This window comes from Cypionkella sp. (genome assembly GCF_030652235.1).
Classification (GTDB): Bacteria; Pseudomonadota; Alphaproteobacteria; order Rhodobacterales; family Rhodobacteraceae; genus Cypionkella.
Genome location: NZ_JAUSBA010000004.1, coordinates 54270 through 70739, shown reverse-complemented (window position 1 = coordinate 70739; position 16470 = coordinate 54270). Strand labels below are relative to the sequence as shown.

12 protein-coding genes are annotated in these 16470 nt (G+C 60.0%); 5 read left to right on the top strand and 7 right to left on the bottom strand.

Annotation, left to right across the window (positions count from 1 at the left end; translation table 11 throughout):
- Nucleotides 1-172: 172 nt before the first annotated feature.
- The 4 genes from Q7V03_RS01275 to Q7V03_RS01260 all read right to left on the bottom strand — a co-directional run bounded on the left by Q7V03_RS01275 (nt 173) and on the right by Q7V03_RS01260 (nt 5355).
- Nucleotides 173-403: a hypothetical protein gene (locus Q7V03_RS01275; RefSeq protein WP_304923806.1), complete on the bottom strand. Its 231-nt coding sequence runs from the start codon at nt 401-403 to the stop codon at nt 173-175.
- 84 nt (nt 404-487) lie between these two features.
- On the bottom strand, nt 488-1060 hold the full coding sequence (locus Q7V03_RS01270) for a YjbF family lipoprotein (RefSeq protein ID WP_304923805.1): 573 nt from the start codon (nt 1058-1060) through the stop codon (nt 488-490).
- 2 nt (nt 1061-1062) lie between these two features.
- Nucleotides 1063-3168 (bottom strand): YjbH domain-containing protein, encoded by a 2106-nt coding sequence (locus Q7V03_RS01265; RefSeq protein ID WP_304923804.1) that lies wholly within the window; start codon nt 3166-3168, stop codon nt 1063-1065.
- Nucleotides 3169-3375: 207 nt separating this feature from the next.
- Entirely contained in the window at nt 3376-5355 is a 1980-nt protein-coding gene (locus Q7V03_RS01260; RefSeq protein ID WP_304923803.1) for a nucleoside-diphosphate sugar epimerase/dehydratase, read from the bottom strand.
- Between the two features lie 324 nt (nt 5356-5679).
- Between Q7V03_RS01260 and Q7V03_RS01255 the strand changes: the two genes are divergently transcribed.
- Complete coding sequence (locus tag Q7V03_RS01255; protein WP_304923802.1) at nt 5680-7968, top strand: right-handed parallel beta-helix repeat-containing protein; 2289 nt, start codon at nt 5680-5682, stop codon at nt 7966-7968.
- 84 nt (nt 7969-8052) lie between these two features.
- Here the strand turns inward: Q7V03_RS01255 and Q7V03_RS01250 are convergent, their stop codons facing one another.
- On the bottom strand, nt 8053-8544 hold the full coding sequence (locus Q7V03_RS01250) for a HugZ family protein (protein WP_304923801.1): 492 nt from the start codon (nt 8542-8544) through the stop codon (nt 8053-8055).
- Nucleotides 8545-8967: 423 nt separating this feature from the next.
- On the opposite strand from Q7V03_RS01250, the gene acs reads away from it, so the two are divergent.
- The 3 genes from acs (at nt 8968) to Q7V03_RS01235 (ending at nt 13638) form a co-directional block, all read left to right on the top strand.
- Nucleotides 8968-10929 (top strand): acetate--CoA ligase, encoded by a 1962-nt coding sequence (acs, locus tag Q7V03_RS01245; protein WP_304923800.1) that lies wholly within the window; start codon nt 8968-8970, stop codon nt 10927-10929.
- A 4-nt stretch (nt 10930-10933) separates the two neighbouring features.
- Nucleotides 10934-11596, top strand: coding sequence for an adenylate kinase (locus Q7V03_RS01240; RefSeq protein ID WP_304923799.1), 663 nt, complete (start codon nt 10934-10936; stop codon nt 11594-11596).
- Nucleotides 11597-11760: 164 nt separating this feature from the next.
- Nucleotides 11761-13638 (top strand): MFS transporter, encoded by a 1878-nt coding sequence (locus Q7V03_RS01235; protein ID WP_304923798.1) that lies wholly within the window; start codon nt 11761-11763, stop codon nt 13636-13638.
- Between the two features lie 99 nt (nt 13639-13737).
- Here the strand turns inward: Q7V03_RS01235 and Q7V03_RS01230 are convergent, their stop codons facing one another.
- Both Q7V03_RS01230 and truA read right to left on the bottom strand, forming a co-directional pair.
- The gene (locus Q7V03_RS01230; RefSeq protein ID WP_304923797.1) at nt 13738-14019 is read right to left on the bottom strand and encodes a hypothetical protein; all 282 of its coding nucleotides are present in this window, start codon (nt 14017-14019) and stop codon (nt 13738-13740) included.
- Between the two features lie 120 nt (nt 14020-14139).
- Entirely contained in the window at nt 14140-14916 is a 777-nt protein-coding gene (gene truA, locus Q7V03_RS01225) for a tRNA pseudouridine(38-40) synthase TruA (protein WP_304923796.1), read from the bottom strand.
- A 110-nt stretch (nt 14917-15026) separates the two neighbouring features.
- Between truA and Q7V03_RS01220 the strand changes: the two genes are divergently transcribed.
- Nucleotides 15027-16433, top strand: coding sequence for a YcjX family protein (locus Q7V03_RS01220; protein ID WP_370651056.1), 1407 nt, complete (start codon nt 15027-15029; stop codon nt 16431-16433).
- The last annotated feature ends 37 nt before the right edge of the window (nt 16434-16470 follow it).

Here is a 16470-nt window from a genome sequence, read left to right as displayed (position 1 = left end):
TTTGAGAAAACCTGAGCCGCTGTCGGTTGTGGCGGCAGTTCATATGACTGCCTTATATCGAAATCTGCAAATCGCCAGCATGGCTGTTCTGCCAAAAAAACAAAACGCCCAAGCAAAGCTTGAGCGTTTGGGATTCCACACAACCACCCGGCAAGGCGGTAGACCGTACTTCTTATGGTGCTGAGTTGGTGTTCGAGTTGGAGCCGCTGTCGTTCGACAGGACCGCACCAACAACCACGACGCCAGCGATGATAGCCCAGAGCGGCAACGCCGAGGACGAACCGTTATCTTCTACGACGACCGGAACCGGCTCTACAGTCGGCTCAACCATGCCGCCAGCGAAAGCTGCGGACGAAGCCAGAACGAGCGAGGAAACGAGCGCGAAGGAGGTGATTTTTTTCATTTGAAATACTCCGATTGGATGGATTAATTGTCTACGAAACCATACAGCGCGCAGCGGTAAAAGAAAAGTCTGACACAAGCAAAATCAGCCATCTTTTCTTTCAACCGCGGCATATCCGACACCCTGCGACACCCATTGCCGCGATTTGCTTACAGAACCAGCAGAATCGAACCAATATTGATTGCGAATCGTGCCAATATCAGCGGTGCAGGCCTCGGCGATGGCGTTGCCTGCGGCGGTATCCCGCTCAACCGTGCAGGTGAAAACATGGCGAATCGTCGTGTCTGTGCCGTCGATGTCGTAATAGCTGCGTTGATGCGGGCTGCCCGCGCGCAAAGCGGCAGGGCTGGGCGCATCGGCAGACATCAGATCGCGGCCAAGGCCACGCGTTCCGATCAAAATGCCCTTGCGCAAAAACACTTGCGTGCCGTCCTTCGAGGCATAGATCGTGACGCCATCGCGCTGGCTGATCTGCGACATCGGGAATTTGATGCCGCGTGACACCAGCGTCAGCCAGATCTGCGGCGCGCCCGCAGCGGGTTTGACCGCAGGCGACGGAGCGGGGCCAAGCAACTTGCTGGCTGCGGTTTTTACCGCCGCCGCATCGCAGGCGGCAAGCGAGAAGACAGCGGCTAAGGTCAACAGGCTGCGGCGCAAGATCATCTCCAGAACCGCCCCCAGGCGGCGTCAAGGTCGGTTTCCTGATACGGCCGGACCGTGTCATACAGCCGGCCCTCAACATCCAATCGTGCGCCGCCATCGCGCAGCAATGGCCGCAGCGTCACTTTTGAGACCTTTTGCGTCTGCGCCCCGGTGAAGAAGGCCATCGGCAGCGAGATGCGGATGCCTTTGTCAAACGAGCCTTCGCCAAAGGTGTCGAACGGCACATCGGTCAGCGTGGCGAAAGCGCCAACTTTGATGCCGTTGGCAAATTCGCGGTCGAGCGCAAGCGTCGCGCCATAATCCCCGGCAAGGTAGCGACCGACGTCCAACTGGGCGTGATAACCGCCGCCGAGGCTGTAATAGCCCGAGATATGGCCGGTGACGATGCTGTAATCCCTAAAGCCGAACAACTGATCATAGTCGCGCTGTTGGACATAGTTGATCTCAGCCCCCAGCGCATAGGGTTTGTCGGGCTTCTGCCACAGCAACTCGCCCGAGATGCCGCCATACATCCGCTCCAGATAGCCAACGGTGACACGGCTATAAAGTTCAGGGGCGGGCTTGGCATACCAAGCCAGGGTAAGCCGCTCGACGGCGGGGTCACCCTCAAGCGTGTAAAGATTGGCGTCGCTGCGCACATGCGGCAGTTCGCTGTCGGACGGGAAGGTCGACCGCTCAATCCCTTTGTAAATCGGCTTGGCGATAGAGGTCGAAATCACCCATCCGGGGGCAATGTCATAGCGGGCAGTCAGACGCACACCGACATTGGCCTGCAACGGCTGGCCGGGATCAAACAGGCTGGTGGCGATATAGGGGGTCAGGCCCCATTTGAAGCGCGGATAGAGGCCATCGGTTCGGATGGCGCCCTCCGGCAGGGCTGCAGCCACGGGTAGCACCTGCACGCGTTGATCCATCGCGAGGTCTGCACCGGGGGCAAATTCCAGCTCTTCAAGATCGGCGCGGCGAATGACGACGTTTGACAAAGGCACGCCTTGCGCCATGGCCACGATCTCAAAGCTGGAAACTGAGGAGGGCATGGTGGCCGCCAGCGCACGGGCAGTACGGCCAATGGCTTGCGGCGCGTTATCCAGCCGGGTGTTGCGGATGCGCAGATGCACGCGGTTGGCGCTGATCGCCATGCTTTCGATGACGATGCCATCACGCGACAGGATAGCTTGGGTCTGATCGCGCATCGCGGTTTGGTTGCCACGATCATTGACCCAGTTTGGCCCCCAGCTTTTGGCGGCAGCACTTGCGGTGACAGGCAGCGGGCCGGGGCCACGCGGGCCACCACGCGGGTTTTTCTTTGGGTCGAGCGCCAGTTGCACCGAGAAGCCGATCTTCGAGCCGTAAAGCGAATAGAGGCCCAATCGCATGTTGGTTTTGGTGGTGTATTCGACGCCAAAGTTGAATGGCGAGTTGCGCTCAAACGTGGCGCGGTTCTCGGCCTCTTCGATATAGGCGTCAGAGGAATATTCGGCCTTGAGCGACCATTGCTCGTTCACCTTCCACTCAACCCCGGCGAAAGGCGCCATCTCACCGCGGAACCATTGCCCTGTGCGCAGGTTGCCACCCTTGCCGAAATCGACCGTCGGGCGGTCGCCGAACGGCGCGCCGATGCTGCCGTAGCTGCCATAGCGACCCCAGCCCAGACCAGCGGTGACTTTCACGCGGTCGCCGAAGGTTTTGGTGGCGGCGATATACTCGCCCGATTGCACCCCGGTGCCGATGATGTCTTGCAGACCGACCGTGATCGCCGGGACATAGCGGCCTTCCGAGGTCAACTGATAGCGCAGATCAAAGCTGCGGTCGGAATAGGTGGTGATGCCGTCTTCCGGTGGGTTGAACCAGTCTTTCACCGAAGAATAGCGAAAGCTGCCGGACAGCCGGGGGGTGATCTGGAACGACAAAGTGGTGCGGCCAATCGGGCCGAATTGCGATTTGACCACCGACAAAGTGCCGTCGCTCTGACTGTCGCCCGAGGGCATATCGATCAGGCCAGTGACGCCGGAAAAGCTAAGGCTGGGGCGCATTTCGGCTTGTGCAGGCAAAGCAAAAACACCGCAGAGCCCGCACAAAACCAGGTATTTCAATCGCGTCATGCCTGCCAACCCCTCCCTGTGCGCCCTGTAGCTGAAGCACCTTAGCTTATTGATAGGCGAAGTTTTTCTCAAATGCCACCAATGCGACTGTAAAATACCGCCAATGTGGTGTAGATGCCGTTGCCGTTTGGTCACACTTTCCACGGCTGTTGCGCTGACAATCCGCCCGGCGATGCGCAAACCCAAGCACCGCCGGGCGCAGGCTGCTCAGCCACGCACCAAAGTCAGGCGGCGTTGATCGCGGGCCTTCTCAGCAGTGACATCAAGCTCGTCTTCGCCGGTCCAGAATTGATCAAAGATTTCGCTGGTCGGCTGGTAAGCGGTTTGCTGATCAATCATGATCTTACGGATGCGCTCGACATCATTGCAGTCGCAGGCCAGTGCCAGTTGCATAAGGGCGGCGGACAATTCATCGAGCGGCTGGCGGCACTCGGTGGCCGACATGATGCGGGGATGGCTGGTGGGTTTTGGATCGTTGCCGATCAGCAATTCCTCATGCAGCTTTTCTCCAGGGCGCAATTTGGTGAACACGATGCCAATCTCGCCCTTGCCGGGTTTTTCCGCCACCGGATCGGTGAAAATGATCGGCTTAAGTCCATGCAAACGCGCCATTTTCGCGGCGAGTTCGGTGATCAGCACCGGATCACCCATATCCAGCACAAAGACCTCGCCACCCTGCGCCATAGCGCCCGCTTGGATCACCAGTTGGGCGGCTTCGGGGATGGTCATGAAGAATCGGGTGATCTTGGGATGGGTCACAGTGATCGGGCCCCCGGCTTCAATCTGGCGGCGAAACAGCGGGATGACTGAACCAGAGGAGCCCAGCACATTGCCGAAGCGCACCATGGAAATCGTGGTGCCGGGGTTGCGCGGCGCATCGGCCAGCGACTGGCAGACCAGTTCGGCCAACCGTTTTGAAGCCCCCATGATATTGGTCGGACGCACCGATTTATCCGATGAGATCAGGATGAACGATTTCACCCCGGCGGCAATCGCGGCTTCGGCCAAAGTGGCGGTGCCGAACACGATGTTGCGCACACCTTCTGCGATGTTATGCTCGACCAAAGGCACATGTTTGTAGGCGGCGGCGTGATAGACCGTCTCAACCTCGAAGTGCCGCAGGGTGCGATCGACCAGCCGCGCCGACTTGATACATCCCAGCACCGGCGAAAGCGCCACGTTCGCGCGCAGCACCGCCTGCATCGTCGTCAGTTCTTGCTCGATGGTGTAAAGTGCCAGTTCTGAAATTTCATATAGCACCAGCCGTTTCGGCTTCAGCCGCAGAATTTGACGGCACAACTCCGAGCCAATCGATCCGCCTGCCCCGGTCACCATCACAACCTTGCCGGTGATATTGGCCCCCAGCAGCTCACGTTGCGGCGGCACCGGATCGCGGCCCAGCAGGTCTTCGATGCTGATGTCATTGATCTGATCAATACTGGCCTTACCCGTCATGATATCATCGAGACCTGGCACTGTCTGAATCAGCAGCGGATGGCTTTCCAGCGACTTCAGGATTTCGTTGCGGCGGGATTTGCTGGCCGAAGGAATCGCCAGCAGCACGACATTGATGCCGTTGTTGCGGATCAGCGATTCGATCTGCAACGGAGAATAGACCATCAAGCCGCCGACATGGGTGCCCTGCGCTTGCGGCGAGTCGTCGATGAACACCACCGGAACATAGTCGCTGCGCTGATGCAGCACTTGCAACAGCTGCCGCCCCGCCGCCCCCGCGCCATAGATCGCCACGCGTTCCTTGCGGCGGTTTTGCGCGTAGTTCACCAGTTCACGGAAGCCAAAGCGCACGCCACCGATGCTGAGGAAGGTCAGCAGCATGTAGATCAGCGGCACAGCGCCCGGCACCGGCAGATCGGCCATTTGCACCACAACCGTCATCGTTACCGCAGAGATCATCGAGCCCACCAGGATGGTGATCAGCGCCCGCCCAGCGATATAGCGCAACACGGCACGGTAAAACCCCAGCCGCACAAAGGCGAAAATCGTTACAGGCAACACCGGAATCAGCACCAGCCAGATCTGCGGATCGCGCAGAAAGCCAAACCCATCCAGCTTGAGCCACATCGCAAGGATGAACATCATTGGCAGCAGCAGCAAATCAACCGCGACCTGTAGGACCCGCTTTTTGCCTCGGCTCATCGATAGCAGCCGAAATACATAGCGGTTCATCTGGGGTTCCTCAGTCAACCAAAGGCATGAATTGCTGCGCGCACTTGGCCAGAATCCACAGTTTAATGATCTTTAGTATACTAATTTTGAAATAAGATAGCATCTTAAGTAAAAAGATTCGACTTCCGATGTTTTTTTAGGCGCTGACTTGCCGACGCATCCGAAAGATGCGCCGATGCGACGGCCAGAATGGCGCGCGCCGCTGTTGGCGGCGGTTAACGCTTTGTCTGTAGCACTTCGGCCTTACGCCCCGCCCAGCCTTCAATTTTCAGCATGGGGCCGCAGCGTGTGCGGCTTTGGGGCAAAACGAGGCAAGGTGACGCGATGAACAAGGCAATTACCCAAGGTCTGGTGCTGATGCCGCCGCCGTTTTCGGCAGGACTGGCGCTGTGGTCGCGCGAGGATGGGCTCAGCGGCCAGGGCTCGTATTTTGGGCAGGTCAATGCGGCCTATGTGCCTGCCGATCAGGATTTCGCCGGCTGTCTGGAGTTGCAAAAGACCAGCGCCGTGCAAAAGCTGCGTTGCTTTCAGTCGATTCCCTGTCAGCCAGGGCTGTATTTGCGGGTGACGGCGCGGGTGAAGGCGATCAGTGGCGCGCTGCCGACCGTGCGGATTGCGGGTTGGGCGGGCTCAGGTTCGGGTAGCAATGTGACCAGCGCCGATCAACAGGGGCCGGATGTGGCGCTGACGGGCTATGGCTCGGTCAAGACGGTAACGGCGATCATTGGCTCGGGCAACCGCCCGGGCGTGGATATGGTCTGGGGCACGGCACCTGCGTTTGGGCATTTTGGGCTTGATCTGACCGGGCCGACGGGCGGCGTGGTGCGGATTGACGACATCACCATCGAAGATGTGACGGATGTGTTCCATTCCGAGATGTTCGATTGGGTGGATGTACGCGACTATGGCGCGGTGGGCGATGGTATCACTGACGACCGCGCAGCATTTGATGCGGCAGATACGGCGGCGGCGGGCAAGACCGTGGTGGTCTCGCCTGGGGTGTATTACATCGGATCGCACCTGACGTTTGAGAACCCGGTGCAGTTTGAGGGCACGCTGGTGATGCCGGATGCCCAGCGCTTGGCCTGCACCCGCAACTATAACCTTGATACCTATACAGCGGCGTTTGGCAACGAACTTGCCGGCTTTAAGAAAGCGTTACAGGCGTTGTTCTATTTCACCGACCATGTGTCGCTGGATCTGAACGGGCGGCGGGTGGAGTTGACAGCTCCGATCGACGTACAGGCCCTCAGCGGCCTTACCAGTTTTGGCACGCGGCGCAGTTTGGTGAATGGCAATCTGGTGGCGGTGGCGGGTGCAGGCTGGAATACACAGGTGGTGAGTGCTGTTGCCACCTATGCGGTGGCCAATCCGTACACGCTGACAGGCATAGCCAATATCGCAGCCATTCCAATAGGCGCGCGCGTCAGCGGCACCGGGGTTGGGCGCGAGGTTTATGTTACCGCAAAAAATCTCGGCACGAACACAATCACCCTAAGCAGGGCCCTGTGGGCAGCCGCAGGGACCCGCGCCTTCACCTTCACACGCTATGCCTACATGCTTGATTTCTCAGGATTTACCGAGTTGAAGCGTTTTCAAATCTCTGAGGTTGAATTCACCTGCGGCGGCAATGCCAGTGCGATCAATCTTGCGCTGTCGGGCGCCACCTTTGAGGTGTTTGACTGCGGCTTTCATCTGGTGAAAGACCGCGCCCTTACGTCGACCGGAGAGGGGTGTCAGGATCTGCACATAGAAAACTGTCAGTTCTATTCGAACGATCAGAACGAGCTGGCGCAGAACCGCACGTCGATTGCCTTCAACACCAATTCGAATGACATCAAGATCCGCAACAACCGGGCGTCGCGGTTTGGGCATTTTGGCGTGGTAGCAGGCTCGGGCGGAGTGTTTTTGGGCAACCACTTTTTCGGCGGCGATGACAGCCTGAACGGGGTGCGGCGCGCGGGACTGGTGCTGACACAAACCAATGCCAAAACCTTCATCACCGGCAACTACATCGACAACAGCTATATTGAGCTGTCAAACGAACATGATGCAGAGCCGCAATATGCCAACGAATATTCTTTTGGCGGTCTCAGCGTGACAGGCAACGTGTTCACCGCGCAAAACGTGGCACCTTGGTTCAGTTGGATCGTACTGACACCGCGCGGGCCGGGGCATTTCATCTCAGGGCTTTCGGTCACCGGCAATGTGTTTTACGCGCGTTCTGGTGATATTGACCGGGTGGAGTCGATTGACACCAGCTATGCGACGCTGGAGTTCAACTCGTTCCGCAACATCAGCTTTGATCAGAATACCTTCAACGGCGTCACGCAGCGCGCGGTCAGCCCGATGCTGATCGAGCATACGCAGAACACCGTGTCAGACACTTGGGCGGTGAACAGCAACAACCTGCTGCCGTTTGGCGGGCGCGCGCGCAATGTGACGGCGGTGGTGGCCGAAGGCGCGATCACCAATGCTGTGGGGGCGGCACAGTTCGTGGCACCCTATGCGCAGGTCGAACAGGGCGTGGGCGGGCAATTTGCCAATCTGAAATGGCCCAGCCCGGTGAAGGGCCGGGTGCAAGTGACGCTGCGCGTGGATAATCCTGTTTGAGACACGCTCAACGCCGCCCCAGCCGTGATCGGGGGCCCCATGGGTGGCGCAAAGGCACCGGACTTGATCCGGGGCGGCGTCGGGTTATGGGCACAGGTCTTCGGCGCTAAACCGGAACGCCTTGCCAAAGCCCCCATTCAGCAAGGCCGATAGCGGCTCCAGCCGCACAAAGGCGAAATCGGGCAGGTCAATGTAAAGGGTCGCCTTCGGGTGGCCCTTTAACCAATGCGCGCGCAGGGCGGGGCGGTTGGGATCATCGGGCGCAATGAAGCGGGCCCGCGCCCGGATCATCAGGCGCGGATGGGTCAGCGGATCGCCCTTTTCCCCCGGCTCGCCCAGCATCAGCGCACAGGCGGGGTTGGCGCGCAAAGCCGCCGTATGAGGGGCAAGACCCGAGATCAGCGCCACAGGCACACCCGAAGGGTCTAAACCGAAAGCGATCCGGCTGATGCCGGGCGTCTGGGTTTCGGCATCGTTCCACGCCAAAGCGGCGTGATGCGCCTGCATCAAGGACAGCGCCAAGGCACGGGCGTCTGCATCGGCGACAGCTATGGGATCTGGGCGATTTTGGGTCATATCGGGCCTTTGAAACCGGAGAGCGGCCTTTGGTGGCAGGACTTGGCTGCAGGGCGGCTGTCCTGCGCTTACCATCCGAATCACCCCTTTGTGAACGGGGCACTCCGCGCTATCTTGCGACGATCCAGCGCGCGCCCACGGCCCGCCAAATTGTCCGAGCTTCCCCCTCCCCTTCCCCCCACCACCTTTCAACCCGAAGCTGCCAATGTGACGCACCGTCATTTCATTGCCAATTTTCTAAATATTGACAAAGTTCACCGCCTAACTTGTCAATTTATTTACAGGAAAGTTGCATGAATAAAAAGAGTTACCAAATATTTTACAACTGATCTATGATCGGGCTACAAACGGGGGAGCCCTGCGCGATGCGGCAGGCCGTTGGGACGGGTCGTAAGGCCTGACTGGGAACTGGGGAGAAAGTTTATGTCGGATCACACTGCTGCGCAGAAATATGCGGCTTCAGAAGAATTTGTCGCCCATGCGCATGTGAACGCCGCAGAATATGAGGCGATGTATGCGGCATCTGTCGCCGATCCGAGCGCGTTTTGGGCCAAGGAAGGTCAGCGCATTGACTGGATCAAGGATTTCACCCGCGTCAAAGACACCAATTTCAGCTTGGGCAAAGTCTCGATCAAATGGTTCGAAGACGGCACGCTGAACGTTTCCGCCAACTGCATCGACCGCCATATGGTGACCCGCGCCAACCAGACGGCGATCATCTGGGAGCCGGATGATCCGAAAACCCCCGCCCTGCACATCACCTATGCGCAACTGCTGGAAAACACCTCACGCATGGCGAATGTGCTGAAATCGCACGGGGTTTCGCGTGGCGACCGTGTGGTGATCTATCTGCCGATGATCCCGGAAGCCGCCTATGCGATGCTGGCTTGTGCGCGGATCGGGGCTATTCACTCGATCGTTTTCGCCGGGTTCTCGCCGGATGCTTTGGCGAACCGGATCAATGATTCCGATGCCAAGGTGGTGATTACCGCTGATTTTGCGCCACGGGGTGGCAAGAAAACTGGGCTGAAGAACAACACCGACGCGGCGCTGTTGCACTGCAACGACCATGTGAAATGCTTGGTGGTCAAACATACCGGCGATCAGACCTCTTGGGTCGATGGCCGCGATATTGACGTCAAGGCCGAGATGGCAATGGCCAAGCCCTATTGCGCTTATGTCGAGATGGGGGCCGAAGATCCGCTGTTCATCCTGTATACCTCTGGCTCCACGGGTAAGCCGAAGGGTGTTGTGCACAGCTCGGGCGGCTATCTGGTTTACGCGGCGATGACGCAGCAGATCACCTTCGATTACCATGATGGCGATGTGTTCTGGTGTACCGCCGATGTGGGCTGGGTCACCGGCCACAGCTATATCATCTACGGCCCGCTGGCGAATGGCGCGACCACGGTGATGTTTGAAGGTGTGCCGAATTACCCCGATGCCGGGCGGTTCTGGGAGGTTTGCGCCAAGCATAAGGTGTCGCAGTTCTACACCGCGCCCACCGCGATCCGTTCGCTGATGGGCATGGGGCCTGAATGGCCCGCCAAGCACGATCTTTCCAGCCTGAAGCTTTTGGGTTCGGTGGGCGAGCCGATCAACCCCGAGGCTTGGCACTGGTACAACCAGCATGTCGGCAAGGGCCGCTGCCCGATTGTCGATACATTCTGGCAGACCGAAACCGGCGGCCATCTGATCACGCCATTGCCGGGGGCGATTGCGCAAAAACCCGGTTCCGCCACCCTGCCGTTCTTTGGCGTCAAACCGATAATCTTGGACCCTGCGACGGCCAAGGTGCAAACCGATACCGAAACCGATGGCGTGCTGTGTATCGCCGACAGCTGGCCGGGCATGATGCGCACGCTTTGGGGCGATCATGCGCGGTTTGAGGAAGCCTATTTCAGCCAATACCCCGGCTATTACTTCACCGGTGACGGCTGTAGGCGCGATCTGGATGGCTATTACTGGATCACTGGGCGCGTCGATGACGTGATCAACGTTTCGGGTCACCGCATGGGCACGGCAGAGGTCGAATCCGCGCTTGTCGCCCATCCGAAAGTCGCCGAAGCCGCTGTCGTCGGCTATCCGCATGACATCAAGGGCCAAGGCATCTACGCCTATGTCACCCTGATGCGCGGCGAGGAACCCTCGGACGCCTTGCGCAAGGAACTCGAAGCTTGGGTGCGCACCGAAATCGGTCCGATTGCCAAGCCAGATCTGATCCAATGGGCCCCAGGTCTGCCGAAAACCCGTTCCGGCAAGATCATGCGCCGCATCCTGCGCAAGATCGCCGAGAATGATTTCGGCGCATTGGGCGATATCTCCACCCTCGCCGATCCGGCTGTGGTGGAAGAACTGATCGCCAACCGCATGAACAAGGCTTAAGCGGATGGCCCCGGTTCTGATCCTGCTTGGCCCCCCCGGCGCAGGCAAAGGCACCCAAGCCCGGATGCTGCAGGAAGACTTCGGTCTGATCCAGTTGTCCACCGGCGATCTGTTGCGTGCCGCTGTCAGCGCGGGCACTCCAGCGGGCTTAGCGGCCAAAGCCGTGATGGCAGCAGGCGGGCTGGTGTCGGATGAGATCGTGCTGGCGATCCTGAAAGACCGCATGGCGCAACCCGACGTGGCCCGCGGCATCATTCTGGACGGCTTCCCACGCACCTCTGGGCAAGCCGCTGCGCTGGATCAGCTGCTCGCCGAAAGCGGGCAAAAAATCACCGCCGCGATCAGCCTTGAGGTCGATGATGCCGCGATGGTGGGCCGGATCTCGGGCCGCCACACCTGCGCCAGTTGCGGCGAAGGCTACCACGACACGTTCAAACGCCCCCACACCACGGGTGTGTGCGACAAATGCGGCGGCACCGCCTTCAAACGCCGCGCCGACGACAATGCCGAAACGGTGCGCGACAGGCTGACCGCTTATCACGCCCAGACCGCGCCGTTGATTGCCTATTACGAGGCCAAAGGAGTGTTGGAGCGCATCGACGCGATGGGCCCCATCGCCGAAATTCGCCAAAGCCTTGGCCAGATCATAGCCGCCATCGCGGCTTAAAGCATACCCCGCCGCCGTTGAGGAGCGGCTGCGGGGACGACACGAACCAGAATCAGCAGCCCTTGGCTGAAACTTGCCTTGGCAGGGATCGCAGAAGGTTTGCCCGGCTTTGGATTGGGATAGGGAACCGGCGACCAGCGCCGGACAACAAGGGAGGCCACAACATGGCAAGCTTAGCAGACGCGAGTGTACGCTCACGTCCCATGACGCGGGAGGAACGCAAGGTCATCATGGCCTCGTCCGCCGGCACAATTTTCGAATGGTATGACTTCTACCTCTACGGCTCGCTCGCGGCGATCATCGGCGCGCAGTTCTTCACGCCGTTCCCCGAAGCCACCCGCAACGTGTTCGCACTGCTGGCTTTTGCTGCGGGCTTCATCGTGCGGCCGTTTGGTGCGCTGGTGTTCGGCAGCCTTGGTGACTTGATCGGGCGGAAATACACCTTCCTGATGACAATCGTGATCATGGGCCTGTCGACCTTCCTCGTCGGTATGCTGCCCAGCTACTATTCTTGGGGCATCGCCGCCCCGATCATCCTTGTCGGGTTGCGGATGCTGCAAGGCTTGGCTTTGGGTGGCGAATACGGTGGGGCGGCGGTCTATGTCGCCGAACATGCGCCGCAAAACCAGCGTGGCTATTTCACCGCCTTCATCCAGACCACGGCCACGCTTGGCTTGCTGTTGTCGCTGGTGATCATTCTGGTGGTGCAGGGCTACGTCAACGGCGCCTACCCTGACCAACCGATCCTTGACGCCGCCGGGCTGGCAACCACTGCCGCCGATGGCTCGCCTGCGATGATGAAGGCCTTCAACGCTTGGGGCTGGCGTATCCCGTTCCTGGGCTCGATCTTCTTGCTGGCGATCTCGCTCTATATTCGTCTCCAAATGAACGAAAGCCCGGCCTTCAAAAAAATGAAGGAAGAAGGCGCTGCGTCTAAAGCCCCGCTGCGCGAAGCTTTTGGTCAGTGGAAAAACGCCAAAATCGCGTTGATCGCGCTGTTTGGTCTGACCGCTGGGCAAGCCGTGGTCTGGTATTCGGGCCAGTTCTACGCGCTGTTCTTCATCCAGAACGTGGTGAAGGTCGACAGCTTTACCTCGAACGTGCTGGTGGCTTGGTCGCTGATCTTGGGCACTGGGGGCTTCTTGTTCTTCGGCTCGCTGTCTGACCGCATCGGCCGCAAGCCGATCATTCTGGCAGGTTGCCTGATCGCTGCACTCACCTATTTCCCGGTGTTCAAAGCGCTGACCTATACGGCAAACCCGATGCTTGCGAGCGCACAGGAAACCTCGGTTGTGGTAACGGCTGACCCGGAAGACTGCTCGTTCCAGTTCAACCCGACCGGTACCGCCAAGTTCAGCTCGTCTTGCGATATTGCCAAAGCCGCACTGTCGAAACTGTCGGTGAACTCCACCACGGTGGATGCACCAGCGGGCACGGTCACTTCGGTGAAAATCGGCGAAACCGAAGTGGCGTCCTATAACGGTGCTGCGAACGGCAAAGCGATTGCTGATGCCAAAGCCGCACTGGAAACCGCAAAAGCTGGCACCGATCAGGCTGCCATCGACGCGGCACAAAAAGCAGTCGACGCGGCAAGCGCTGTGAAAGCAGGGTTTGAGAAGTCGGTGAACGAAGCGCTGAAGGCCGCAGGTTATCCGATGGTGGCAGCGGACAACACCTCGGTTGCCAAAGCCGAGCACTTCCTCGACATCTTCACCGCGCAAAAGTTGAAAATCGTGGCGATCCTGACCTATCTGATCATTCTTGTGACGATGGTGTACGGCCCAATCGCGGCCATGCTGGTCGAGCTGTTCCCAACCCGTATCCGCTACTCGGGGATGTCGCTGCCCTACCACATCGGCAACGGCTGGTTCGGTGGCTTGCTGCCAGCAACCGCCTTCGCGATCTCGGCCCAGTCTGGCAATATCTATGCTGGCCTGTGGTATGCGATTGTCGTGGCTTTGATGACCGTGGTGATTGGCGCAATCTTCGTGCCAAGCGGAACCCACAAGAAAGACATCTTCTCGGACGCCAACAACAAATAAGCGTCTGACAGAAAAGCAATGGGCCGGGAGGAAACTCCCGGCCCATTTGCATTTTGACGCGGCCCGAGACGGACAGCGCAGCAGAATTGCGCGAAGACTTCAGCGCCGGACGCGCTGATACACTTCCCAAGCCGCCATGATCAGCGCCACGATCACCACATTCGCCAGCACCCCCACACCAATCACCTGCGACAAAGGCGCGGCCAGCGTGTTCTGCATCGTGGTCGGCAAGATCACCGCCACAAACACCACTCCTGCGGCCAAGGGCACCCAGATGCCCGAAGCCGTCCGCGTGCGCAGCATGGTGATGAACAGCGCAATCAACAGGCCGATGCGGAATGGGTCAGAAAGTTGGCTTAGCAACAAATCGGGAAGGGTCATGCGGGCTCCAATGCTTTTGACAGTGATAAGCGATGGGGCGGGGTAGGTCTAGCAGCCGCTGCGCGCTGCATCAGCCAAGCCGGGGGCCAGCCCCCGGCTTGGTGCATGCAAGGCGCAGCCTCAAATCCCCGCGAACGGGTCCACCGGATAGCCCACACCCGTCATATACAGCCCATCCGGCGGCGACACCGGCCCGCAAGCCGCGCGATCCCCCGCCTCCAGCGCCGCCTTTACCTGATCCGGCGCCCAGGCCCCCGCACCGACCCGCTCCAGCGTGCCGACAATCGAGCGCACCTGGTTGTGCAGGAAACTCCGCGCCCGCAGGGTAAAGCGGTATTCCACCCCCGCCGCATAGGGCATCGTTGCAATCGACACCTCATCCAGCGTTTTCACCGGGCTGGCCGCCTGACAATAGGTTGAGCGGAACGTGGTGAAATCATGCTTGCCAATCAGATGCGCGGCACCTGCCCGCATTGCCTCCACATCCAACGGGGAATGCACCCGCCACACCCGCCCCTTATCATGTGTCGCAGGCGCGCGGCGCGCCACCAGCCGGAACAGATAGCGCCGCTCGCGCGCCGAGAACCGCGCGTGGAAATCCTCCTCCACCCGCACCACCGCCAGCACCGCCACCGGATAGGGTCGCAGATGCGCGTTCAGCGCCGAGGCGAGCCGAAAGCAGTCCCAGTCCTTGACCAAATCGCAATGCGCCACCTGCCCCGTGGCATGCACCCCGGAATCCGTCCGCCCTGCGGCGGCTATGGTATGCGGCCCCGGCTCCAGCCGACCAAGCGCGGCCTCTATCGCACCTTGTACAGTCAACTGCCCAGCCGCTTGGCGTTGCCAGCCGTTGAACGGGCCTCCGTCATAGTCGATGAGCATGGCATATCTGGGCATATCGGTGAGTTAACGCGCCAATAGCTTCCTGTCCATGCTTTGAGAATGGGCCATGCCTTCCAAAACCCGGCCACGCCGCCTATGTTATACCAGCAGAAGGATGATCACCGTTGTTTTCCGGCCTAACCCACGGCATTGCCCGGCAAATTGAGGCCGCAGCCTCGGCCCTGACCGGCTATGAACCCGTCCTGCGCATCGGCGTCACAGGCTTGTCGCGCGCGGGCAAAACCGTGTTCATCACCAGCCTTGTCGCCAACCTGCTCGACCGCGCCCGGATGCCGCAACTGGCGGCGGCAGCACAAAACCGCGTCGAGGCCGTCTATTTGCAACCGCAGCCCGATGACACCCTGCCGCGCTTTGCCTTCGAGGATCACCTCGCCGCGATGACCGGAGACGACCCACGCTGGCCGCAATCCACCCGCGCGATATCCGAGCTGCGGCTGTCGTTCCGCACAAGGCCCAGTGGTTTCATCAACAGCTTTGCCGGCCCGCGCACCCTGCATGTTGATATCGTCGACTACCCCGGCGAATGGCTGCTCGACCTCGCCTTGTTGGAAAAATCCTACAGCGAATGGTCGGAAGACACCCTGCACCGCATCGCCAAACGCCCCGAGGCTGCCGATTTCATGGCCCATGCCCGCGCCGAGGATGGCAGCTTACGGCTGGAAGAACCAAAGGCGGCAGCCCTCGCCGCCCGCTTCACCGATTACCTCAAAGCCGCCCGCGCCGCAGGCTGGTCCGATTGCACGCCGGGCCGTTTCCTGCTGCCGGGTGATCTGGCGGGCTCCCCCGTCCTTACCTTCGCGCCCCTGCCAGCGCCCGCGCAAACCCCGCGCAACAGCCTGTGGCGCGAGATGCAGCGCCGTTATGATGCCTATAGAACCCGCGTCATCCAACCGTTCTTCCGCGAGCATTTTGCCAAGATTGACCGCCAGATCGTGCTGGTCGATGTATTGTCGGCGCTGCACCAAGGCCCGCAAGCCGTCGAAGATTTGCGCCGCACCATGGCCGAAGTGCTGGATGCCTTTCGCCCCGGTCGCAACGGCTGGTTGACGGGTATCTTGGGCGGAAAACGGGTTGAGAAAATCCTGTTCGCCGCCACCAAGGCCGACCATCTTCATCACCATCAGCACCCGGCCCTGACCGGGATCATGCGGGCGATGCTGCGCGAAGCCGTCAGCCGTGCCGATTTCGCAGGCGCGCAGACGGCAGCGATCTCGATGGCAAGCCTGCGCTGCACCGTGGAAGAAACCGTTCTGCGTGAAGGTGTTAGCCTTGATGCCGTACGGGGTCGCCTGCTGTCCAATGGCAAGCAAGCGGTGATGTATCCGGGTCAGTTGCCCTCTGATCCCACCCGCCTGCTGTCGCCCGCCCGTGAGGGTGCCGAAAAATGGCTCGACGCCGATTATGCCCTGATGGAATTTGCCCCCGCCCGCACCACTTTGCGTCCCGGCGAAGGGCTGCCGCATATCCGGCTGGACCGCGCCGCCGAATTCCTGATCGGAGACCGCTTGTGAGCCTGCATCTGAACGACCAGCCCCGCCTGCACGGCCC

What these genes read in the sequence shown, in the direction of transcription:
- Q7V03_RS01275 (WP_304923806.1), bottom strand. Translation starts at nt 403, where the DNA reads ATGAAAAAAATCACCTCCTTCGCGCTCGTTTCCTCGCTCGTTCTGGCT.
- Q7V03_RS01265 (WP_304923804.1), bottom strand. Translation starts at nt 3,168, where the DNA reads ATGACGCGATTGAAATACCTGGTTTTGTGCGGGCTCTGCGGTGTTTTT.
- Q7V03_RS01260 (WP_304923803.1), bottom strand. Translation starts at nt 5,355, where the DNA reads ATGAACCGCTATGTATTTCGGCTGCTATCGATGAGCCGAGGCAAAAAG.
- Q7V03_RS01255 (WP_304923802.1), top strand. Translation starts at nt 5,680, where the DNA reads ATGAACAAGGCAATTACCCAAGGTCTGGTGCTGATGCCGCCGCCGTTT.
- Q7V03_RS01250 (WP_304923801.1), bottom strand. Translation starts at nt 8,544, where the DNA reads ATGACCCAAAATCGCCCAGATCCCATAGCTGTCGCCGATGCAGACGCC.
- acs (WP_304923800.1), top strand. Translation starts at nt 8,968, where the DNA reads ATGTCGGATCACACTGCTGCGCAGAAATATGCGGCTTCAGAAGAATTT.
- Q7V03_RS01240 (WP_304923799.1), top strand. Translation starts at nt 10,934, where the DNA reads ATGGCCCCGGTTCTGATCCTGCTTGGCCCCCCCGGCGCAGGCAAAGGC.
- Q7V03_RS01235 (WP_304923798.1), top strand. Translation starts at nt 11,761, where the DNA reads ATGGCAAGCTTAGCAGACGCGAGTGTACGCTCACGTCCCATGACGCGG.
- Q7V03_RS01230 (WP_304923797.1), bottom strand. Translation starts at nt 14,019, where the DNA reads ATGACCCTTCCCGATTTGTTGCTAAGCCAACTTTCTGACCCATTCCGC.
- truA (WP_304923796.1), bottom strand. Translation starts at nt 14,916, where the DNA reads ATGCCCAGATATGCCATGCTCATCGACTATGACGGAGGCCCGTTCAAC.